We start from the raw sequence: 23541 nt of genomic DNA, 5'->3' as shown, positions 1-23541 counted from the left end.
TAAATGAATACAAACAAGAAACATATCAATGTAGTTTGGTTTAAAAGGGACCTTCGTTTACAGGATAACGAAGCGATTTTTAATGCTACACAAACTGATACACCTACTTTGTTGCTTTATGTATTCGAAAAATCTTTAGAAAACGATTCGCATTACAGTCCGAGACATTGGAATTTCATCAAGCAATCGCTTTTAGACATCAACAAACAACTGGAAAAATCGAACACACATGTTTTAGCGGTGTCCTCAGAGGTGCTTCCCGTTTTCAATACTATACAAGAAATATATAAAATAGATTTGGTTTTTTCGCATCAGGAAACGGGATTAAAAATCACGTACGAAAGAGACAAAACCTTTAAACGTTTTTGTAAAAACAATCAAATCAATTGGGTTGAAAACACCAATAACGGAATTTTTAGAGCGTTGAGAAACAGAACAAACTGGATTTCAAAGTGGGAAAAATACATGAATGAACTCCAATTTATTTTTGATTCGAAAGCAGAAAATTTCCTCGATACGGAAGCAATAACAGAACTCGAAAAAGCATTAGAAAAGACAAATTTAGAAACCATTCCGGATACTGTTTTTCAAAAAGGAGGCAGCACAATGGCTGGTAAATATTTACAAAACTTCTTTGACGAGCGCTATCACAATTATAATTCCCATATTTCAAAACCTTTATTGGCTCGAAAAAGTTGCAGCAGATTATCCCCATACATTGCTTGGGGAAATATATCATCCAGGCAAGTTTTGCAAAAAGCAGCATCGTTCAGATTGACGTGCAGCCATAAAAAGCAAATTGACTCTTTTATATCCAGACTGACTTGGCAGGCACATTTCATTCAAAAATTTGAAATGGAAGAAGTCATGGAGTTTGAAAGTGTCAATAAAGGCTTCCATTCGTTAAAAAAGAAAGTCAATGAAAATTATATTGAAGTTTGGAAAACAGGAAAAACGGGATTTCCATTAATCGATGCATCTATGCGGTGCTTGAATGAAACCGGTTATTTGAACTTTAGAATGCGTGCCATGTTAGTATCGTTTTTTACACATAATCTATGGCAACCTTGGCAAGAAGCTACACAACATTTATCACAAATGTTCTTGGATTTTGAACCCGGAATTCATTTTCCGCAGTTGCAAATGCAGGCTGGTGAAACCGGAATCAATATGTTACGTATATATAATCCAATAAAGAACAGTTACGAACACGATCCTGATGGTGAATTTATAAAAAAATGGGTTCCGGAATTGCGCAATTTGCCACGAGGATTTGTACATGAACCGTATAAAATGACCTATTTAGACCAGAAATTTAATGATTTCGAAATAGGCATCAGTTATCCGAAACCAATTGTAAATATGGAACGGACGAGAAAATTTGCCAGTGATTTTTTATGGAAAATGAAGAAAAATCCATTGGTAAAAGAGGAAAGTTCCCGCATATTAAAGTTACACACTATGGCTGATATTGGCGACAGCGAATAATTTTTCAATAGCAATTTGAATTAAATAAAATATCGTGACTATAAAAAAAGAACTTACTGATTTAGACAAAGACCGAATCATAGAAATGGCTTGGGAAGACCGAACCACATTTGATGCGATTTTAATGCAATTTGGATTAAAAGAACAAGAAGTAATCGACTTGATGCGCATCGAAATGAAACCTTCGAGTTTTAGAATGTGGCGCGAAAGAGTGCAAGGCCGTAAAACAAAACATGAAAAATTAAGGGATTTTAAGGAAGGACGTTTTAAATGTACCATGCAAAGACAAATTAATAATAACAAAATTTCCAAACGATAAAAATTAGTGTTCAGTGAACAGTAATCTGTTAAAACAACAATATATATAAAATGAAAAACATAGTAATCATTGGTGGTAGTAAGGGAATTGGTAGTGCAATTTTGTTGCAACAATTAGAAACAAACATGGTGTACAACATTAGTAGAAACGCGCCAGATATCACACATCCCAATCTGAAACACTTTTCTGCAGATGTTTTGCAGGATGCACTTCCGGAAATAGAAACTATTGACACCTTGATTTACTGTCCGGGTTCCATCAATTTGAAACCAATAGGAAGTCTTAGTATCGATGATTTTAGAAATGATTTTGAAATTAATGTAATTGGCGCAGTAAAAGCCATTCAGAAATATTTACCTGTTTTAAAAAAGGGAACTAATCCATCGATTGTTTTGTTTAGCACCGTAGCCGCAAAATTAGGAATGCCGTTTCATGCTAGTATTGCTACCGCAAAAGCAGGAATTGAAGGATTAGTGAAATCGCTGGGAGCAGAATTGGCTTCGGTAGTACGCATCAATGCCATTGCTCCCACGATTACCGAAACATCACTTTCGGCAGGTATTTTAAGAAATGATCGAATGAAAGAAAATATGGTGGAACGCCACCCGATGAAAGGTTATTTGAAACCGGAAGAAGTGGCCAATATGGCAAACTTCCTGATTTCTGAAAATACGAAATCAATCTCAGGTCAGATATTCGAAATGGATTACGGAATAGTGACTTTTAAAATCTAAAAAAATAATTAGCCAAACTTAATATTGAAAGACAGCATACCATGATAAAAGAAATGAAAAGTTACGAAAAAATCGAACAATACGATACTGAAATAACGGAAGCTTTAGCTGATAATTATAGAGTAATAATTGAAAATTTAGGAGAAGATGTTACTCGTGAAGGTCTTGAAAAAACACCTGAACGTGTTGCAAAAGCAATGCAATATCTAACTCATGGTTACGGATTAGATCCTTTGGAAATACTAAAATCAGCGATGTTTATCGAAGACCATCAACAAATGATTGTGGTAAAAGACATCGAAGTTTACTCTATGTGTGAACACCATATGTTGCCGTTTTTTGGAAAAGCACATGTCGCTTATATTCCAAATGGTAAAATTGTAGGTTTAAGTAAAATCCCAAGAGTCGTGGATGCTTTTGCCAGAAGAATGCAAGTTCAGGAACGATTGACAGACCAGATTAAAAACTGTATTCAGGACGCTTTGAATCCACTTGGTGTAGCCGTTGTTATTGAAGCCCAACACATGTGCATGCAAATGCGAGGCATTCAAAAACAAAACTCAGTTACCACAACATCATCTTTCACCGGTGCTTTCGAAAAAGACAAAACCAGAAAAGAATTTATTAGTTTGGTTTCTAATAAACTGAGTTAATTTTAATAACATCACGATTTTTAAATTATAAAATTAGTGCCTTAACGGCAAAAAAACACAAAATCATGAAAATTCTCTTAACAGGTGCAACAGGTTATATCGGGAAGCGACTTTTGCCTTTGTTGGTGGCACAAGGACATGAAATAATCTGTTGTGTAAGAGATAAAAACAGGTTTTATTGTCCAATAGAATTTCAAAAAAGTGTTACCGTAATTGAGATCGATTTTCTCAAACAAGAAACATTGACAGCCATTCCAGATGCTATTGATGCTGCTTATTATCTGATTCATTCCATGTCAGGATCTGCTAATAATTTTGATGAATTAGAAAGCGTGTCAGCACTGAATTTTGTGCAACGATTGAATGAAACCGAAGCAAAACAAGTTATTTATTTGAGCGGAATCGTAAATGACAAATCCCTTTCGAAACATTTATCATCCAGGAAAAAAGTAGAAGAAATTTTAAATATTGGAACGTTTGCCACGACAACTTTACGAGCTGGAATTATTGTGGGTTCTGGAAGTGCTTCGTTCGAAATCATTCGGGATTTAGTGAATAAATTGCCCATTATGATAACTCCAAAATGGCTCAACACAAAATGCCAGCCGATTGCAATTCCAGATGTACTTGATTTTTTATCCAAATCCTTATTAAATCCGCTTACCTACAATCAGAGTTTTGACATTGGCGGACCGGATATTTTAACGTACAAAGAAATGCTTTTGGGTTTTGCAGAAGCAAAAAAACTAAAGCGATGGATTTTTACTGTCCCAATAATGACTCCAAAATTATCCTCGTATTGGTTGTATTTTGTAACCTCAACATCGTATAGACTCGCATCAGCATTGGTTAGCAGTATGAAAGTCGAAGTGGTTTGCAGTGATAACAGAATCAATGCTTTATTGAATGTTTCTCCTATGACCTACAAACAAGCGCTTTCCCGTGCTTTGATAAAAGTAGACGAAGACAAAGTAGCTTCGAGCTGGAAAGATTCCTTAATCAGCGGGCGTTTTAGCAGCAATATGTCGGAGTATTTGAAAGTTCCAAAAAAGGATTGCTACATCGACCGCCGTAAAATGGAAATCATAGACCGCGATTTTACCATCAGCAGAGTTTGGTCCATTGGTGGTGATTCGGGTTGGTATTATGGCGATTGGCTTTGGAATTTACGAGGTTTTATAGACAAATTATACGGTGGCGTGGGTTCCCGAAGAGGAAGAACGAACCGACATGACATTCATTCCGGTGATGCCTTAGATTTTTGGCGTGTTTTGTATGCCAATAAAGAAGAGGGAAAGTTAATTTTATTTGCCGAAATGAAATTACCAGGTGAAGCTTGGTTAGAATTCAAAATAATAGGAAATACTTTGTACCAATCCGCAACATTCAGACCAAGAGGAATTTGGGGAAAATTATACTGGTATTCCGTTTTGCCATTTCATGGATTTATTTTCGAGGGAATGCTGAAGAAATTGATCCGTTAGTAAACAAATATCCTTTTCTATACCTGCTTGAAAAAGGAAAATAAAGATTGAACGAATTATGAATCCGTTCAATCTTTATCTTTTTATTTTAAAATTCCGGCTTTGTAAGTCGCAATCGCTCTGTCTCTAGCCATAGCATGTTCTACCATTGGTTTTCCATAACCTAAATCAAATTCTGGAATCCATTTTCGGATGTAGCTTCCTTTTTCGTCAAATTTTTTCTGTTGTATTTCCGGATTGAAAACACGAAAATAAGGAGCGGCGTCACAACCGGTTCCTGCCGCCCATTGCCAGTTTCCTACATTGGCAGACAATTCATAATCCAGTAATTTTTGAGCAAAATAAGCTTCACCCCATTGCCACTGAATCAATAAATGCTTGCAGAGAAAACTCGCCACGACCATTCGGACTCTGTTGTGCATGTATCCGGTTTCATTGAGCTGACGCATTCCGGCATCAACCATTGGATATCCGGTAGTTCCCGAACACCAACGTTTGAAATCATCATCGTTATTACGCCACTGAATCCCATCATACGCTGATTTGAAGTTTTGTGTTACGACTTTTGGGAAACTGAATAAAATTTGCATGAAGAATTCTCTCCAAATCAATTCACTCAAAAAGACATCATTTTTATGAAATGCCCAATTGACTAATTTCCTAACGCTTACGGTTCCAAAACGCAGATGTGGCGAAAGATATGAGGTTTTGTCCAAGGCTGGAAAATCCCTTATATCGTGATAATTTGCAATGAATTTTAAATTGTGCGGCTTTACTTTTATTGGACTTTCTTCGAAACCTATTTGTTCTAATGTTGGAAAAGTAAAACTATTTTTATGGAAATTAGAAAACATATCCGTGGCATCATATTCTGGAACCGGAGCCATTGATTTGTATTTTTCTAACCATTTATTTTTAAAAGGAGTGTAAACCGTGTACGGCAATCCATCAGCCTTTATGATTTCTTTTTCTTCAAAAATTACTTGGTCTTTAAAAGAATAAGAAATGGTATTGTTGGCTTCCAAAATTTCACAAATAATGGTGTCACGTTGTATGGCGTACGGTTCGTAATCTTTGTTGAAGAAAACTTCTTTGGCATCGAATTCTTGAATCAGCGATTGCCAAACGTCAATAGTTTTTCCTTTTTTTACCAAAACAGAACTTCCTGTTTCCTGTAATTGTTGATTTATTTTTGAAAGTGATTCGTGGATGAAACCTACTCGAGCATCATTTTTTGGTAAACTGTCTAAAATGGAATCATCAAAAATAAACAACGGAATCACTGGATATTTAGACTTCAAAGCTTGAAATAATCCAACGTTATCTTCTAAACGCAAATCGCGTCTGAACCAAAAAAAAGATACTTCTTGTTTCACCATTATTTTGAATTAAACATTTGATCTACCATAACACGTCTGTGATCAAAAATGGCTTTCAATTTATTTTTTACGATAAGTGTGTTCATAATGCGACCAATGAAACCCAAAGGCAGCGCATAATGAACCAAATCAGTCATTTTTACTCCGTTTTCAGTGGCTTCAAAAAAATGTTTGTGATGCCACAATGCATAAGGGCCAAAACGTTGTTCGTCGATAAAATAACTATTCTCTTTTACAAATGTAATTTCAGTAACCCAAGGCAATTTTAATCCTAAAAGTGGTGATACTTTGTATTGTATTATTTGCCCTGCGTACATGGATTTATTATCGAAATCTGTGATTTCGAAACCCATTGTTTCCGGTGTAATTTTCTGAAGATTACTTGGACTGGAAAAAAAAGCCCAACATTCTTCTAAACTTGCATTAACATGTTGAATGCTTTCTTTTTTATAGAGTTTCATTTTTACAATTAAATTTTATAGTACTTAAAAGGCACGAATAGCATTCCGAAACACTCTCCTTGTTCCTTACCCAAATGTTTGTGATGTACTTTGTGTGCTTTGCGTAATCCAATCAAATACTTGTTATTGGTGTTTTTGAACCACTTGAAACGTTGGTGGATCAAGACATCATGAATCATGAAATAACAAAATCCGTAAAATGTGGTTCCGAGACCAATAAAAAACAAATAGTTCATTCCGCCTTCAACTCCAAAGTAAAAAAGTAAGATACTGGGTATAGCGAAAATTAGAAAGAAAAAATCATTTCGTTCGAAAACATTGGCGTATTTAGGTTGGTGATGATCGGCATGAAAATACCACATCAAACCGTGCATAATGTACTTATGTGTAAGCCATGTCACACATTCCATGAAAAGGAAAACACCCAAAAAGATTAAAAAAGAAATCATTGTTTTTTTATTTAATTAAAAATATACTTTTCAAAACTGGTATTATTTTATACCAATTTTAATTTATACGTTACAAAAGATTGCGCCAAGAGACCTGCTTTGGTATAATTAGAAACCCGAATCCTTGCATTTCCAATCTCATCGCAAGGTGTGTTTTCTAATTTTTTTAGTAGTTTTTTGTAGTACACAAAGGCGGTGTAAACTCCAAACTTAGCTTCTATTGGCAATTTCACAATTCCTTCATAGGCGACTTTGAAATCTTCTTCGATTTCATTGATGATTGCTGTTTTAGCTTTTTCATCGAATGAATTCAAATCGACTCCCGGGAAATAATTTCGGTTCAATACCAAATTATCATCTTTCAAATCTCTCAAAAAATTAACTTTCTGAAAAGCAGAACCCAATCGCATGGCTTCGTCTTTTAGTTGCTCATATCGTTTATTATCACCGTCAACAAAAACCTTTAGACACATCAATCCAACCACATCTGCAGAGCCATAAATATATTCATCATATTCAGCTTTGCTGTTATAATCGGATTTGATTAAATCTAATTTCATACTTTTCAAAAAAGCCTGAATCAAGTCATCAGTAATGTTATATTTCTTTACCGTTTGCTGAAAAGAGTTCAAGATTGGATTTAAACTTATTCCTCTTTCGATTGCTTTGTAATACTCATCCTCAAACTCCGTGATTAAACTTTCTTTGTCAAAACCGTGAAATGAATCTACAATTTCATCGGCAAAACGAACAAATCCATAAATACTATAAATGGCATCTCTTATACTAGGCGACAACATGTAAACCGCCATAGAAAAAGAGGTGCTATAGTTTTTTGTAACTAGCTTACTACATTTAAAAGATACGTCATCAAATAATTGCTTCATATTATTGCTCTGAAAATTGCTTGTTAATTAATTCTGACACTAATTTTCCTGAAATTAATGCTGGCGGAACACCCGGTCCCGGAACGGTCAATTGACCTGTGAAATATAAATTTTTTACTTTTTTACTTTTTAATTTAGGTCTCAAAAAAGCGGTTTGCAATAACGTATTCGCCATTCCGTATGCATTTCCTTTATAAGAGTTGTACTCCGATACAAAGTCGTTTTTGCAAAATGATTTTTTAAATATAATATTATTTTTCACACTTTGCTGTGTTAACGTTTCAAAACGATCTATTATTTTTTCAAAATATTCTTCTCGTAACGCCTCATTATCAGTGATTCCTGGAGCCAGAGGCACTAAAAAAAAACCGGACTCCATTCCTTTGGGAGCGGCAGTTTTATCTGTCACTGATGGAAAATTGGCATAAAACAACGGTTCTTTTGGCCATTGTGGTTCATCATAAATATCCTTAGCATGCTGATAAAAATCGACATCAAAAAATAATGCGTGATGTGAAATATTATCTATTTTTTTATTGAAACCAACATAAAACAATAATGATGAAGGTGCGAAAACTCGGCTGTCCCAATATTTCTCAGAATACGCACGATGTTCTTGATCCAATAATGTTTCGGTATGATGGTAATCGGCACCACTCAAAATCAAATCGGAAGCAATTGTTTCGCCATTTACAACTAAAGCCTTAGCTGTTTTATTCTCAACAATTATCTTTTCAATATTAGAATTCGTTTTGAATTTGACTCCTAATTCTAATGCTAAACTTTCCATGGCACGAACCACATCAAACATTCCTGTTTTTGGATGCCAGGTTCCAAGACCAAAATCGGCATAATTCATAAAACTGTAAAACGAAGGCGTATCGGATGGTTTTGCACCAAGAAACAAAACTGGAAATTCCAGAATTTGAATCAACCTTTCATTTTTAAATTTCTTACGTATATCTTTACTGATGTTGCTGAAAAACTGTCCTACTTTTTTAGCCGTTTCAACGGTTATTAACTCCAGTGGAGAAACTCCCGGACGGTATACTAAATCCTTTATGGCAATATCATAATTGCTTTTGGCCTCAGCCATAAAATCATTTAATATTTTTCCACTACCTTTTTCAATCGCTTCAAAAGCAAATATTATATCGGTTAAATTATCCGCAATGGTAATAAAATCATCGATTCCGTAATACACACGATACGCTGGTGATAACTTTATTAACTCGTAATAATCAGAAGTTTTTTTATCAAAATCAGCAAAAAAACGATCGAACACATCTGGCATCCAGTACCAACTTGGTCCCATGTCAAAAGTAAAACCCTCCATTTTTAATTGTCGAGCTCTTCCGCCAATTGTCGCATTTTTTTCATACACGCTAACATCATGACCACTTTGTGCTAAATAGCAGGAAGCAGCAAGCGAAGAAAACCCAGAACCTATAATTGCAACTTTTTTTATTTCTCTCATTTGTTTAGCAAATATACGAAAAGTTTAAACAAAAAATTAAATTTCATCCACTAATTCAGAAATGGAATTGAAAATTGATATTTTATCTGAGAGTCCTTCTTTATTAATAAACTCAACCAAACGTCCAGTATACCATAATTCAGTAGTATCATCCAGTAATTCTTCAGACATTTTTTGGATGTATTCGTCCAAAATATCTCTTTCAGGTTGCACCGTGAGATAGGAAATAAAAATAATGGAGTCAAAATGTTTTTTTAAATCTTTTAAATTACTGATGGGCATACTTTCACCCAGATAGATGGTTTTATAACCCAATAATAAAATTTCATAATTTAAATACATCAACCCAAGTTCATGAATTTCATTCATAGGAAGAGAAAGCACAAAAACTTTATCTTTTTTAGTTTGCTTTAAAACCTGCAATTTCTCAGTATTTATGAGTAATTTTTGTTTGATTAAATAGCTGATAAAATGCTCATGAGCCGGCGTTATGGTATCTGATTGCCATAATAATCCCAGTTCGTTCATCAAAGGAATAAAAACTTGAAGAAATACTTCCTTGAATGATTTGTCAGCAATCAACCAATTGTAAGTATTTAAAAATAATTCTTGGTCAAAATTCATCATCGCCATCTTAAATTCACTCACAGCATGGCTTTTGGCTGTTCTATTCGAAATTATTTCTCGTACAAGAGACGGGATTTTATCTTGAGGATACGTAGCTATTTTTGAAATTTTATATCCATAGTCGTGTAGCAAAGTAATGTTTAATAGTTTTTGCAAACTAGCCAAATCATATAATCGGATATTAGTATCTGTACGCATCGGTTGAAGAATATCATATCTTTTTTCCCAGATTCGTATCGTGTGCGCTTTGATTCCTGAAAGATTTTCAAGATCTTTAATACTAAACACACTTTTTATATTGTTTATCATTTATCTAAATTTAATAAACAAATGTAAAATAAATTTTATTATAAATTTGAAATAATTTGAAAACTATTGTATTATTCTAAAGTGACGTTGTAAAAGGCATTTAATTTGTCTAAATCAAGAATAGTTTTGGAATTATCAGTGCTTCGCGTATACATAGGTTCAAATTTTGCTCCGTAAATAACTTCTTCAAAAGTATACGAAGTACGAATGGCAACGGTATTGCTAAACATATCATCAAAGGTTTTTATAAAAACAAGGATTTCACCATGAATATTATCAAAATCTTCTTTGGTTAAGTTATAAAGTGGGCTGTTTTCTGTTATGGGATGCACCAAAGTCCAGCTTAAGGTTAATGCATTTATTCTTTCCAATTCTAATGCTAAAGAATAAAATTTATTAGTCTTTGCACCATTCTCTTCCACACTCATTCCGAGCGTCATTTTAGCTTCGGCATCAGTGAAATTAGTATTTTTAAAAGGTGTAATCCTAATCATTAAACCCTTTGTTTCCCCATAAGGAGCGATCAGGGCATTGTGTGAAAACTTCAAAAAAGCGGTGGGCTTACTGAAACGCCCAAAGAATAAACCGGTCGCAATTGCAAAACTCAACAATCCTATCAATGCCTCTACAGCCGCTAATAAACTGGTTAAAAAACCGGAAGGACTAATGTGCCCATACCCCACTGTTGTAAATGTTTGTGCACTAAAAAAATAGGCCTGACCAAATTTAACCCAATTTGAACCTGAAGAATCAATCCCATTCAAATTTTCGATTCCAATTGCATAGTACAGTAACGCAAATAAAAAATTCATCCCCACATAGAATAAAAGAAGAATTAACATAAATTTCCATCTTGGCAAATCAATCATGGTATGATACCAACTAATGCGATGCAAAAGTTGCATGCCTCGCTTTTCTACATTAGCAGATCCATTTTTATTCACAAAACGTCCACCATAATTATTAGCATTTGTTCCAAAACCAGTATTCGTATCTGCCTTTGCTTTTGAATTTATTTTCTTCATTGCAGTTATTACTATCCATTTGTTGTGAAGTAAAAATAGCAAAAAACATTTTATAAATAAGTAGTGATTTTAGTTTTTAAATAAGTCTTTCCTTAGTCTAAATTGTTTTTTATTATGCTACTTTTTCATTTGTAAAAACCATGTTTTTTAATCGTCCTTAATATTCCTTTTCAATAATTTTTTTAGCATAATTTATAATCTCAACACTAATATATTTTAAAAAAAAATCGCAATCATTTGAAAATCAATATATTTATGTGTAATTTTATTCTTTTACATAAAACTCAAAATTATGTATAACGAGATATTAAAAGATAGAATTGAGGCTGGTTTATTGCTTTCGGAGAAACTAAAAAAGTACCAGAATAGCAATACCATAATAATTGCCGTTCCCAGAGGTGGCGTGCCTGTGGGATATGTAATTGCTAAAAACTTACATCTTCCTTTAGATATTGTGCTCTCAAAAAAAATAGGACATCCTAATAATAAAGAATTTGCGATTGGTGCCGTCTCATCAGATTCCATGATTCTTGATGAGCATTCAAATATTCCCAAAAAGTACATTGATGATGAAATTATCCGACTGCGGAAATTAATGAAAGAGAAATACGAGCTCTACGTGGGCAACAGAAAACCGCAGGATATAAAAGGGAAAAATATAATTTTAGTAGATGATGGCATCGCTACAGGAAATACTTTGCTTGCCAGTATCGCAATGTTACGAAAAAAAAAACCTGCAAAAATAATTGTCGCCACGCCTGTAATACCTTATGACACCGTGCCTGTATTTAAAAAAAATACTGATGAGTTTGTCTATTTGATGGCTCCCAAATATTTTAGTGGAGTAAGCGGATTTTACGAAGAATTCAATCAAGTGGAAGATAAGGAAGTGATACAATTGTTGCGTCTTCCCATTAGCACTGAATAATATGATTTTAAGATGCGGTTTTATTTTTAAAATTTGAAATGATGGAGAAATTAGATTTAGATATCCCTTTATCATCTGTAACATTGAAAGGAGATTTGATAATTCCTGAAAATGCAAGAGCAATAGTCATTTTTTCTCACGGAAGTGGCAGTACCAGATTCAGTTCCCGAAACAGAGTGGTAGCCGAGTTGATTCAAAAACAAAAGATAGGCACATTTCTTTTTGACTTACTCACGGAAGAAGAAGATAAACTTTATGAGAATCGATTCAATATTGATTTACTGAGTGACCGATTGATAGAAACGACGCAATGGCTGATGGACTATAAGAACATTAAAGATTTGCCCATAGGTTATTTTGGTGCAAGTACTGGAGCTGCATCGGCATTGCGGGCGGCAGCTTATTTTAAGAAAAAAATAAAAGCGGTAGTTTCCCGTGGCGGACGTCCAGATTTAGCCATTACCGAATTGCCACAGGTAACCGCTCCCACTCTGCTCATTGTAGGCGGTCTTGATGTTGCGGTTATTGGCATGAATAAAATGGCCTACGGTCAATTAGAATCCGTAAAAAAAATAAAAATAATCCCCGGAGCAACACACCTTTTTGAAGAACCTGGAAAATTACTTGAAGTAGCTGATTTAGCAATTGTTTGGTACAAAAGGCATTTGGTAAACAAAAAAGAATAATAACACACATAAAAGTTTAACAATTAAACACAATCACAATGGCAACAGTAAACACGTACATCACCTATAATGGGAATTGCGAAGAAGCGTTCAATTTTTACAAATCAGTTTTTGGCGGTGAATTTTCTTATTTTGGAAAATTTAAGGACATGCCACCGATGGACGGCAAAACTTGTCCTCCTGGAGAAGCAGAAAAAATAATGCATGTATCCTTACCCATTAGTAAAGAAACGGCTATAATGGGAAGTGACAGCTTCGAATCCTTTGGAACCAAAACCATTTATGGGAATAATTTCTCGATTTCCATCAATGCAGAAAGCAAAGAAGAAGCTGACAAATTATTCAATGCGCTTTCAGCAGGCGGAAAAGTGGGAATGCCAATGGAAGATGCGTTTTGGGGTGACTATTTTGGAACTTTTACCGATAAATTCGGGGTCAACTGGATGGTGAATTTTGATAAAAATCAAGCGAAATAAAACACACATGAAAAAAGAAAAACACGAATTTCACAAATTTACATGAATTAATTCGTGTAAATTTGTGAAGTGCGTGTTTAAACATTAAGCCCAATATTTGGGTCTATAATGTAGGATTTCCAGATATTTTTTTCTTAATACTCTTATATTACTATCTCATTTACGAAGTTCATTTCCCTGTATCTGAGCAACAGCTTTTTTCAGTACTATGTTTATTGATTCAAAAAGGGCTAACATTTGCTCTTTATCTTGCGTTTCCCTAACCAATTTTTCAAGAGCTTTTACATCGTCAATAATGGAATTTATTTCGAAAATTTCTATACTGGGCTTTATTTCATGTATCAATTGCCCCACTTCCATAAAATTATCGTTAATAATTTTTTGTTCTATTTTTTCAAGTATAACTGCGGTTTGCTCTACAAAAATTAGCATCATTGAATCTATAAATTTCACATTTCCTTTACTTAAATCATATACTGAATTTAGATTGTATAGTTTATTCGTACTGGCAATCTCTTTCGCATTCACTGACAACGAAGTCGTATTATTTCTGACATGTTTAGCAATAGTTTCAATCATTACTTTCTCATCAAAAGGCTTAGCTATATAGTCATCCATCCCTGCTTCACGGCATTTTTCAATTTCAGATTTAAAAACATTTGCAGTCAGAGCAATAATTGGCGTAGTAAGTTTAAATTCATTTCTAATAATTTTTGTAGCCTCAATGCCATCCATTTCCGGCATTTGGATATCCATGAGGATAACATCAAAATCTTGTCTTCTCAAAATTTCGAGCGCTTCAAGTCCGTTTTCTGCTTCGGTTACTTTACAATTGAAATATTGCAAAGAATTTTGGGCTACCAACCTATTTAAATCATTGTCCTCTACCAAAAGGATTGATATATTGTCTATTCGCACTGACTCTTTATCAACATGTATCTTATTTATATTTTTTTCATTGCCTTTATTAAAACTAAGATTAATTCGAATTGTTGTTCCTTTATTTTTTTCACTTTCAACATCAATTCTTCCTTCCATTAATTGAACAAACTCTTTAGTTATAGCCATACCTAAGCCCGTACCTCCGTATCTTCTGGTTATTGCTTTATCTTCTTGAGAAAACTTATTAAAGATAGTATCAACAAATTTTTTATCCATACCTATTCCTGTATCCGAAATAGAAATACTCACTTCTTGGGAAACATCGGTATCGCTTATGAGTTCACAATTAACAGCTATTTCTCCTTTTTGGGTAAACTTTAAGGCGTTACCAACAAGATTAAACAATATTTGTTCCAATCGTAAGGCATCTCCATTTAACACTTGGTGAATGGCTTTTGAAATATTCGCAGTAAGATTTAATCCTTTTTGTTCTGCTTTAGACTGAAGCACACTGATTACGTTAGTTATAGCATTTTCAAAAACAAAATCTTCATAATCAAGCGACATCTCGCCTGCTTCAATTTTTGAAATATCTAAAATATTATTAATAATGGCTAATAAATGCTTCGAAGCAATGGAACTGTTTTCAATATATTTCTTTTGAAGTTCCGTAAGTTCCTGTTTTTCTAATTCTCTTAAAAATCCAATAATTGCATTAAGCGGTGTTCTTATTTCATGGCTCATATTGGCCAAAAAAGCTTCTTTAGCTTTTGAAGCTTCCTGAGCTTTTATTTTCTCTTTTTCAAGGGCGATTTCCAGCTGTTTTTGTTCGGTTACATCCAAATGAATCCCAATGGAGCCAATTAATTCCCCTTTGTCATCATATTCCGGTGCCCCGCCTATTGCCCACCATCTTGGCTCCCCACTTTTGTTTTTCACACATAGTTGGTAAACATCAGAAACTCCATTTTCTCTCATTTCCTTTTTGGAATTCATAATCTCAGAATTTTCTTCAGTAGCAAAAACCTCTGATGCATTTTTTCCCAGAAGATCATCCATTTCATAACCGGAAATGGATAAAAAACTCTGATTGGCAAATTGAATGATCTCATCATTATCAACCACCATTAAACCAAGATTCATATTGGCAATAATATTTCGGTATTTTTCTTCTTGAGATTTTAGATTTTCTTCTGCTTTTTTCCTTTCTGAGATATCCTGAATAAAGGAACAGAAAAATGTTTCGCCATTCTGTTTTATAGGAATTATGGAAATTTCTATGGGAAATTCATTTCCGTTTCTGTTTATGGCCGTAATTTCAAAATGTCTGTTTAAAACAGGGCCGTCACCCGTTTTCATATAGTGCTTCATTCCCCTGTTATGCGCTTCAGCATATTGATGAGGAATAATTATTTCTGATAAATCTTTTCCTAACACTTCCTCTTTCTCCCAACCAAAAATAGTTTCGGCAGGGCTGTTCCAAAAAGTAATAATCCCATTGCTGTCTATCGTTATAATAGCATTTAACGAAGCATTCATGATGAGTCTGCTTCGCTTCTCACTTTGTTCCAAAAGATTCCTATTTTGTATGCTTTGGGTAACATCTACATACCTCCAAAGATGACCTTCAGATTCATTACCTATAGAAATTGGTATATAGTCTCTTTCTAAAAACCGGCCGTCAACCCTCTCCAGAAGTTCATTAGTCACAACCTTTCTTTCGGCTAAAATTTCATTGATTCTGGGACTAAAAGCTTCAGGTTCTTTAAACAAGCTTTTGTACTGTTCTTCTGAGTTGGTACAATCCACCCCAATCATGGTTTCGGGTAGCATTGGAATTGAAAATACATCGCAAAACGATTGATTAGTAAACAATAGTTTTCGGTTTTCATCTTCCATTAAAATCCCTGCCGGAAGATTGGCCAATAATGTTTTTAATAATTCAACCGTTCGTGAGAGCCGATTTTCAGTTTCTTTTCTTTTTCTAATTTGTTCGCTTATATACTTAGAAATAAAGAGTGAATTGTTCTTTTCTTCTTCATTAAAAGCATCATAATTTTCTTCATCTTCCTGAAGGCTTTCATATAGATTTTTAATGGTGTTCGTCTTTAATTCATCCTCGCTTTTTAAATCTTCATTAACTTCGCGGTATTCTTTTTCGCTTTCTTGAAAAGCGTGATTCATCAAATTTTTATCTCTTTCAAAAGTCAGATAAGAGTCATTAATCGCCTTAAAAAAAGATTTAAACTCATTATTTTCGGCAAATTCAAGAGTCAAGTACTGCTTTATTTGTTTCTGCAAAAGTTTATGAAAACCCATAATTAGTCTATTTCGTTTATACAAGTGATGGTCATTGTCTGGTTATGAAGTTCACAATTTGCTAATGGTTTTAATGGCGAAATTTCTCCATAAGAATAAAAGCCAGTAAGTGTGGTATGGTCTCCAAAAATAGCTTCCACTGCCTCAACTTCTTCCTCAACTCTATTTCCAAGAAGTATTTTTCTGCCAACACAACTGATTAGTATCGCTAATTTAGGCTTGTCTTTGGACATTTCTAAACAAGAAATTGCAGCCTCAGTTGAGGCATCAATTAATTGGTCAAAATTTGCTTTCGCAAACCGGACTTTACTTCCTTCCGGAATGTCTCCTGCAAAAGTCATCGTTTGATTTTCAGCATCAATAGAAAGAATAGCCCTAACAACAGGGTCCTGATCTTCATCTAATTTAATTGATAACGGAAAATGCAGCGCTGACTCTGGTAGTTCATCCGCATATTCCCTTAAATACTTTTTATATATGCCAAGTGCACTTTTATGGTCTATTTCAAATAAAACATTTGCCTTCGCTTTGGTAATAGTCCTTTCTATACCAAAAGCTTCCCAACCTCCTGATGAACCATGAGACAAAACCAATTTATCCCCATAAAAACCTATCGCAATAATATTTCCTGATTCGGGTCTTTGATTTAACCCTACAATTGTTTTTTCAAATTTTGTTCCATCGCCAGCTAAGCCACCTGTTATTAAAACCTCATTATCCTTTAAAAAATTCATTCCTTTTACCAGTTCGCTCCCGTTTACTTTTCCGCCATCGGATAGCACAAAAATGAGTTTTAAATTTTCTTGTGAAAAATTTTGAATAAGTGCTTTACCCGCTTCAAAGCTGGAAGAATAATCATCGATACGAACTTGTGTAGTTTCTAAAGAAGTTGATTTGAATTGAAGGGCAACCAATGAGATTGTGTTGTCTAAAACTTCATTTTTAAAAATTTCTCCAGCAGAGGAACATAATGCAATTTGGGCATTTGGAAATTTAATTTTAATTTCATTAAAGGGATTGTCTTGAGACAGTAACTCCCTTGATCCAAAACCAATTATTAATTGGGCTTCATTGAAATTCATATTCTCATTATTTCTTTCTCTGAAAAAAATATTGTTTTTGTACAATAATGACGCTATTTTCATATCTATTTTTATGTTAGAAAGACTTAGTTAATACCATTTAGAAGAATAACATCTCTATATTTTCAATATGCCAATTATTTATTAATGCGATTTTAAAGATTTTAAAAAAATAGTGCTAAAAAATGTGAATCTTAAGAGTATACATTGCGCTCTAATCCCAAGCTTAATCCTTTACTAAAATAGTAAAAAAGAATCAATCTCGCTATTTTAAAAAAAAGAAAGAAAAAACTTAAAAGTAAATTTACAATTGCCAATTCCTTAAAACGGCATTTTTGGAGTTTGATAAAACAATCGCTTTTTTTCCTAAATTAGTTGAATCAAAATAAATGCTATGAAAAAACTAACCAAAGAAGATATCAGTCAGGAAGTATTTGACTTATACGATGACTACGCCCATAACAAAATTGAAAGAAGACAATTCGTCGAGAAACTATCCTTGTTTGCGGTAGGAACGCTTACGCTTCCGTCACTTCTTAGCTTTATGACACCAAATTACCTGGATTCTATTTTGATTAAACCCGGTGATCCAAGGCTGAAATCAGAATTTATAATCTACGATTCTCCTAAAGGCGGTGGAAAAATCAAAGGTCTTTTATCCCAACCCACAGGAACCAAAAAAAAATTACCGGGAATTATTGTTGTACATGAAAACCGTGGACTGAATCCGTATATTGAAGATGTAGGACGAAGAGCTGCCGTGGAAGGATTCATCACTTTGGCACCCGATGCCTTATCTCCACTGGGCGGTTATCCAGGGAATGATGATGCGGGAAGGGAATTACAGAAAAAACGTACCCGTGAAGAAATGCTCGAAGACTTCATTGCAGCTTATGAATACTTAAAATTACACAAAGATTGTAATGGTCATATCGGTGTGGTAGGATTTTGTTTTGGCGGTTGGATTGCCAATATGATGGCGGTCAAAATCCCAGATTTATGCGCCGCAGTTCCCTATTACGGAGGACAACCCACTGCCGAAGAAGCCGAAAAAATAAAAACACCCATTATGGCGCAGTATGCAAGTTTAGACACTCGCGTAAATGAGGGTTGGCCTGCATTTGAAGCTATACTTAAAAAGAACAAAGTAGAACACACCGCTTATTTCTATCCCGGAGTGAATCATGGTTTTCATAACAATACGACTCCCAGATATGATGAAAAAGCCGCCACTTTATCGTGGACACGAACCATTGATTTTTTCAAGGAGAAATTGAAGAAGAAATAATTTCAGAATTATGTTATGTAAAAGTTCAAATATTTTGTAAACACAAAGCAATAGCGAATTTGGCTACATTTAATAGCGATAAAAAAATGTCTGATAACTTTCAAAAATACGGTGGCCTGTTTCAAGTAGATGTTGAACATTTTGAAGAGTTTTTTTCTCTTTTGAAAAGTATTACGCTTGGAAAATCAGAGTTCTTTTTACAACAGGAAGAGAAATGCCAGTATATTGGTTTTGTAAAAAACGGTACGATGAGAAGTTTTTATAACAATGAAAATGGTAATGACATAAGCTTTATTTTTCATTTTCATAATCAATTCTTTACTGATTATGAAAGTATATTGTGTGACAAAAAATCAAAATTAAACATACAAGCAATTCACAAATCAGAACTTTTGCTTTTACATAAGGATGATTTACAAAAATTATATAACAAAGAAGCTTATTGGCAGGAATTCGGTCGAAAAATGACAGAAAAATTATATCTTGATGCAAAAAAAAGAATCGAAGACTTACTATACTATACCCCTGAAAAACGATATAAGAATCTATTAAAAGAAAACCCATTGGTTTTCCAACAAATCCACCAAAAACACATTGCAAGCTTTTTGGGTATTACGCCACAATCTCTTAGCAGAATAAGAAAACGGATTTCTACTAATTAACTTAAGTGAATGTTTATTGAATTTTAAGTGGATAGCTTTGTGTTATAACAATTTAAAAAATAAAAATTATGGCAACAAAAGACTTGACCATTATTTTGGTCCATGGTGCTTGGGGCGATGGCTCCCATTGGCAACACGTAATTCCTGCATTGGTAAAAGAAGGTTATAAAGTACGTAGCGTTCAAAATCCTTTAACCTCATTGCAAGATGACATCAACAAAACAAACGATTTAATTGATGCACAAGACGAAAAAGTCCTATTGGTGGGACATTCTTACGGAGGAGCAGTAATTTCAGGAGCAGGAAACCACGACAAAGTTGTCGGCTTGGTATTCATTGCTGCATTTGCACCCGATGCAGGTGACAGTTTAGGCGCACTTTTAGGTCGACGAGCTTCCTCGGGAGGAGCCAGTATTTACCCCGATGCTAAAGGATTTTTATGGATTAAATATGATGAATATCACAAAAATTTCTGCCAAGACTTAAATGAGGAAGACACCTTGGTAATGTCTTTATCGCAAAGACCAATCCACAGCCAATGCTTTGGCGACATAGCAGGTACACCAGCGTGGAAAACAAAACCGAGTTGGTATCAAATTTCCAATCAAGACAATATGATACCACCAGTAACTCAGAAAGAAATGGCAGAAAGAATGAATCCTAAAAAAATCATTAATCTTGGCGCAGGACACGCCTCTTTGGCATCTCACCCAAAAGAAGTAACAGCGCTGATTTTGGAAGCGGCATCAACATTTGAATAAAACATACCGCTAATAGGGGTTTACAATAGTAGAGAAACAGTGCTTAATTGGACATTTATGCATATTTGCATCAGTGTTTAATAATTCTCCACCATCGCAAAGCACTGACCCTGCTGGTGCGAGCGTCCCACCCCGCTCTACGAAGAGTTAGTCTGTATACGCTGGGCAAATGTCTCTGACTTTGACCCCGTAACTATAAGCAAATAAAACACTATCCCACAAAAAAGCCCCAAACGGGGCTTTTTACATATACTAAATTCAAGTATTATTTACTCAAATACATTTTTCTTCTGGAGTACAATTCGTAGAACTGATCGTCCTTCAAATCATCAATAAACAAGATGCTTTCTCCTGTTGATTTCATTTCCGGTCCTAATGCTTTATTTACATTATGGAACTTACTGAAAGAGAAAACCGGTTGCTTGATGGCATATCCTTTCAACTGTGGGTTGAAAGTAAAGTCGGTTACTTTATTGTGGCCTAACATTACTTTAGTCGCATAATTCACATAAGGTTCTCCGTAAGCTTTCGCAATAAAAGGAACCGTACGAGAGGCTCTAGGATTCGCTTCAATAATATAAACGATATCATCTTTAATCGCAAACTGAATATTTATTAAACCAACCGTTCTCAAAGCCAACGCAATATTCTTGGTATGGTCTTTTATTTGTTGCATGACAAACTCCCCTAAGTTAAATGGTGGCAAAGTCGCGTTACTATCTCCAGAGTGTACTCCGCAAGGTTCGATATGCTCCATAATTCCTATGATGTACACATTTTCGCCATCGCAAATTGCATCGGCTTCGGCTTCTATTGCACCATCTAAATAATGGTCTAAAAGCAATTTATTTCCTGGAATCGTTTTCAATAAATTGATTACGTGTTCTTCTAATTCTTGTTTGTTGATTACAATTTTCATTCCCTGACCACCCAACACGTACGAAGGACGAATCAATAATGGAAAGTCTAAAACATCCGCTAAAGCCGAAGCTTCGTCAGCCGTTTCGGCGATACCAAATTGTGGGAAAGGGATTTTCAAATCGGTTAAAAGTTCAGAGAAACGTCCTCTGTCTTCGGCTAAATCCAAAGCATCAAAACTCGTTCCTATAATTTTAATACCGTATTTAGACAATTTTTCAGCCAATTTAAGAGCCGTTTGCCCTCCTAATTGCACGATAACACCTTCTGGTTTCTCGTGTTGGATAATATCGTAAATATGTTCCCAGAAAACCGGTTCGAAATATAATTTATCGGCTGTATCAAAATCAGTCGAAACCGTTTCCGGATTACAGTTGATCATGATGGTTTCGTAGCCACATTCTTTGGCGGCAAGCACACCGTGAACACAAGAATAATCAAATTCGATTCCTTGTCCAATTCTATTTGGGCCTGACCCAAGAACAATTATTTTCTTTTTATCAGTAACTATACTTTCGTTGTCAACGTAACGTGTTCCGTCCGCTTTTTCTATTTCGGCTTCAAAAGTCGAATAGTAATAAGGCGTTTTTGCTTTGAACTCCGCCGCACAAGTATCCACTAATTTGAATACACGATTGATGTTCATTGTAGTACGCAACGTATGCACTTGGCTTTCCAAGCAACCTACCATGTGCGCGATTTGTCTGTCTGCAAAACCTTTTTGTTTCGCTTCCAACAATAATTCTCTTGGCAAAGAATCTACTTTATAGTTTGAAATTTCTTTTTCTAACGTATAAAGTTCTTCGTATTGTTTCAAGAACCACATATCGATTTTGGTAATTTCATGAATGCGACTCAACGGAATTCCCATCGCGATAGCATCATAAATTACAAAAACACGATCCCAACTCGCAAAAGTAAGTTTCTCGATAATCTGCTCGTAGTTAGTGTATCCTTTTCCATCAGCACCTAATCCATTCCTTTTGATTTCCAATGATTGAGTGGCTTTGTGCAACGCTTCCTGGAACGAACGTCCAATTCCCATTACCTCTCCAACGGATTTCATTTGAAGTCCCAATGTTCTGTCAGCTCCTTCAAATTTATCAAAGTTCCAACGTGGAATTTTCACAATCACATAATCCAAAGTTGGTTCGAATAAAGCCGAAGTCGATTTGGTGATTTGATTTTGTAATTCGTCTAAGTTATATCCCAAAGCCAGTTTGGAAGCAATTTTTGCAATAGGATAACCCGTTGCTTTTGATGCCAAAGCGGATGAACGAGATACACGAGGATTGATTTCAATCGCTACTATATCTTCTTTATCGTCAGGTGAAACGGCAAACTGCACATTACAACCTCCGGCAAAGTTTCCGATGCTGCGCATCATCAAGATTGCCATATCACGCATTTTTTGAAAAGTCGTATCAGACAAAGTCATCGCAGGCGCAACCGTGATTGAATCTCCCGTATGAATTCCCATTGGGTCCATATTTTCGATAGAACAGATAATTACAACATTATCGTTTTTATCTCTCAAAAGTTCCAATTCATATTCTTTCCAACCCATTAAAGCTTTATCAATTAAAACTTCGTGAATTGGTGATGCTTCTAAACCTCTGGTTAAAAGTTCATCAAAATCTTCTTTTTTATAGACAATAGCAGCTCCGGTTCCTCCAAGTGTAAACGAAGGACGAATTACTAATGGAAAACCAAATTCCTGAGCAATTTCTTTTCCCCTAAGATATGAAGTACATATTTCTGCAGGTGCAGAAGGCACCCCAATTTTTTTAAGCAATTGTTTGAACTGTTCTCTGTCTTCCGTAATATTAATGGCATTGACATCAACACCTATCAACTTTACTCCGAAATCCTGCCAAATTCCTTTTTCATCTGCTTCCAGACACAAGTTTAAAGCGGTTTGTCCTCCCATGGTAGGTAAAACTGCATCAATTTGAGGATGGGCTTTAAGGATTTCGATAATTGATTTCGTCGTTAATGGCTTCAAATAAACATGATCGGCCATGGTTGGGTCGGTCATAATTGTTGCCGGATTGGAGTTTATCAAAATAACTTCAATTCCTTCTTCACGAATAGAACGGGCAGATTGAGAACCTGCATAATCAAATTCGCACGCTTGACCAATAACAATAGGACCTGAACCTATTATTAAAACTGATTTTATGGATGTATCTTTTGGCATTGTATGGTATTATTGTGTTGTGTAGTTGTTGTTTTCAAAAGATTAAA

General features: G+C 34.8%; 21 protein-coding genes. 11 read left to right on the top strand and 10 right to left on the bottom strand.

The window, feature by feature from the left end; translation table 11 throughout:
* Positions 1 to 3 precede the first annotated feature (3 nt).
* The 5 genes from E0I61_RS13675 (at position 4) to E0I61_RS13655 (ending at position 4678) form a co-directional block, all read left to right on the top strand.
* Positions 4 to 1488 (top strand): cryptochrome/deoxyribodipyrimidine photo-lyase family protein, encoded by a 1485-nt coding sequence (locus tag E0I61_RS13675; protein ID WP_132072075.1) that lies wholly within the window; start codon positions 4 to 6, stop codon positions 1486 to 1488.
* A 34-nt stretch (positions 1489 to 1522) separates the two neighbouring features.
* Entirely contained in the window at positions 1523 to 1807 is a 285-nt protein-coding gene (locus E0I61_RS13670) for a TIGR03643 family protein (protein ID WP_262708583.1), read from the top strand.
* 50 nt (positions 1808 to 1857) lie between these two features.
* Entirely contained in the window at positions 1858 to 2541 is a 684-nt protein-coding gene (locus E0I61_RS13665; protein WP_132072073.1) for an SDR family NAD(P)-dependent oxidoreductase, read from the top strand.
* 41 nt (positions 2542 to 2582) lie between these two features.
* Positions 2583 to 3194, top strand: coding sequence for a GTP cyclohydrolase I FolE (gene folE, locus E0I61_RS13660; protein ID WP_235832127.1), 612 nt, complete (start codon positions 2583 to 2585; stop codon positions 3192 to 3194).
* A 65-nt stretch (positions 3195 to 3259) separates the two neighbouring features.
* Positions 3260 to 4678 (top strand): SDR family oxidoreductase, encoded by a 1419-nt coding sequence (locus E0I61_RS13655; protein ID WP_132072069.1) that lies wholly within the window; start codon positions 3260 to 3262, stop codon positions 4676 to 4678.
* An 83-nt stretch (positions 4679 to 4761) separates the two neighbouring features.
* Here E0I61_RS13655 and E0I61_RS13650 read toward each other — a convergent pair whose 3' ends face one another.
* The 7 genes from E0I61_RS13650 to E0I61_RS13620 form a co-directional block, all read right to left on the bottom strand.
* Positions 4762 to 6057: a cryptochrome/photolyase family protein gene (locus tag E0I61_RS13650; RefSeq protein ID WP_132072067.1), complete on the bottom strand. Its 1296-nt coding sequence runs from the start codon at positions 6055 to 6057 to the stop codon at positions 4762 to 4764.
* The gene (locus E0I61_RS13645; RefSeq protein ID WP_131992807.1) at positions 6057 to 6518 is read right to left on the bottom strand and encodes an SRPBCC family protein; all 462 of its coding nucleotides are present in this window, start codon (positions 6516 to 6518) and stop codon (positions 6057 to 6059) included. The genes E0I61_RS13650 and E0I61_RS13645 overlap by 1 nt, the downstream gene beginning before the upstream one ends.
* 8 nt (positions 6519 to 6526) lie before the next feature.
* The gene (locus tag E0I61_RS13640) at positions 6527 to 6967 is read right to left on the bottom strand and encodes a sterol desaturase family protein (RefSeq protein WP_131992810.1); all 441 of its coding nucleotides are present in this window, start codon (positions 6965 to 6967) and stop codon (positions 6527 to 6529) included.
* A 47-nt stretch (positions 6968 to 7014) separates the two neighbouring features.
* Positions 7015 to 7854, bottom strand: a complete 840-nt coding sequence (locus tag E0I61_RS13635; protein WP_131992813.1) for a phytoene/squalene synthase family protein — start codon at positions 7852 to 7854, stop codon at positions 7015 to 7017.
* Position 7855: 1 nt separating this feature from the next.
* Positions 7856 to 9331, bottom strand: a complete 1476-nt coding sequence (locus tag E0I61_RS13630) for a phytoene desaturase family protein (RefSeq protein ID WP_132072065.1) — start codon at positions 9329 to 9331, stop codon at positions 7856 to 7858.
* 36 nt (positions 9332 to 9367) lie between these two features.
* On the bottom strand, positions 9368 to 10267 hold the full coding sequence (locus E0I61_RS13625; RefSeq protein ID WP_165930232.1) for a MerR family transcriptional regulator: 900 nt from the start codon (positions 10265 to 10267) through the stop codon (positions 9368 to 9370).
* 71 nt (positions 10268 to 10338) lie between these two features.
* Positions 10339 to 11292 carry an ion channel gene (locus E0I61_RS13620; protein ID WP_394346067.1) on the bottom strand — a complete coding sequence of 318 codons (954 nt, stop codon included), beginning with the start codon at positions 11290 to 11292 and terminating at the stop codon, positions 10339 to 10341.
* Positions 11293 to 11584: 292 nt separating this feature from the next.
* On the opposite strand from E0I61_RS13620, the gene E0I61_RS13615 reads away from it, so the two are divergent.
* The 3 genes from E0I61_RS13615 to E0I61_RS13605 are packed head-to-tail and all read left to right on the top strand — an operon-like array spanning position 11585 to position 13382.
* A complete protein-coding gene (locus E0I61_RS13615) occupies positions 11585 to 12220 on the top strand; it encodes a phosphoribosyltransferase (protein WP_132072063.1) in 636 nt (211 codons plus the stop codon).
* Between the two features lie 38 nt (positions 12221 to 12258).
* Entirely contained in the window at positions 12259 to 12906 is a 648-nt protein-coding gene (locus E0I61_RS13610) for a dienelactone hydrolase family protein (RefSeq protein WP_235832126.1), read from the top strand.
* A gap of 38 nt (positions 12907 to 12944) precedes the next feature.
* Positions 12945 to 13382, top strand: coding sequence for a VOC family protein (locus E0I61_RS13605; RefSeq protein ID WP_131992822.1), 438 nt, complete (start codon positions 12945 to 12947; stop codon positions 13380 to 13382).
* 156 nt (positions 13383 to 13538) lie between these two features.
* On the opposite strand, the gene E0I61_RS13600 is transcribed toward E0I61_RS13605, so the two are convergent.
* Together E0I61_RS13600 and E0I61_RS13595 are read right to left on the bottom strand one after the other, a co-directional pair.
* Positions 13539 to 16583 (bottom strand): PAS domain-containing hybrid sensor histidine kinase/response regulator, encoded by a 3045-nt coding sequence (locus tag E0I61_RS13600; RefSeq protein WP_132072061.1) that lies wholly within the window; start codon positions 16581 to 16583, stop codon positions 13539 to 13541.
* Positions 16584 to 16585: 2 nt separating this feature from the next.
* Positions 16586 to 17728 carry an FIST signal transduction protein gene (locus tag E0I61_RS13595; protein WP_132072059.1) on the bottom strand — a complete coding sequence of 381 codons (1143 nt, stop codon included), beginning with the start codon at positions 17726 to 17728 and terminating at the stop codon, positions 16586 to 16588.
* Positions 17729 to 18059: 331 nt separating this feature from the next.
* Between E0I61_RS13595 and E0I61_RS13590 the strand changes: the two genes are divergently transcribed.
* The 3 genes from E0I61_RS13590 (at position 18060) to E0I61_RS13580 (ending at position 20376) form a co-directional block, all read left to right on the top strand.
* The gene (locus tag E0I61_RS13590) at positions 18060 to 18953 is read left to right on the top strand and encodes a dienelactone hydrolase family protein (RefSeq protein WP_132072057.1); all 894 of its coding nucleotides are present in this window, start codon (positions 18060 to 18062) and stop codon (positions 18951 to 18953) included.
* Between the two features lie 86 nt (positions 18954 to 19039).
* Positions 19040 to 19615, top strand: coding sequence for a Crp/Fnr family transcriptional regulator (locus E0I61_RS13585; protein WP_132072055.1), 576 nt, complete (start codon positions 19040 to 19042; stop codon positions 19613 to 19615).
* 68 nt (positions 19616 to 19683) lie between these two features.
* Complete coding sequence (locus tag E0I61_RS13580; protein WP_132072053.1) at positions 19684 to 20376, top strand: alpha/beta hydrolase; 693 nt, start codon at positions 19684 to 19686, stop codon at positions 20374 to 20376.
* A gap of 265 nt (positions 20377 to 20641) precedes the next feature.
* Here E0I61_RS13580 and carB read toward each other — a convergent pair whose 3' ends face one another.
* On the bottom strand, positions 20642 to 23494 hold the full coding sequence (gene carB / locus E0I61_RS13575) for a carbamoyl-phosphate synthase large subunit (protein ID WP_131992834.1): 2853 nt from the start codon (positions 23492 to 23494) through the stop codon (positions 20642 to 20644).
* Positions 23495 to 23541: the final 47 nt, after the last annotated feature.

Source organism: Flavobacterium ranwuense (genome assembly GCF_004349315.1).
Lineage (GTDB): Bacteria > Bacteroidota > Bacteroidia > Flavobacteriales > Flavobacteriaceae > Flavobacterium > Flavobacterium ranwuense.
This window is presented reverse-complemented; position numbering and strand designations above follow the sequence as displayed.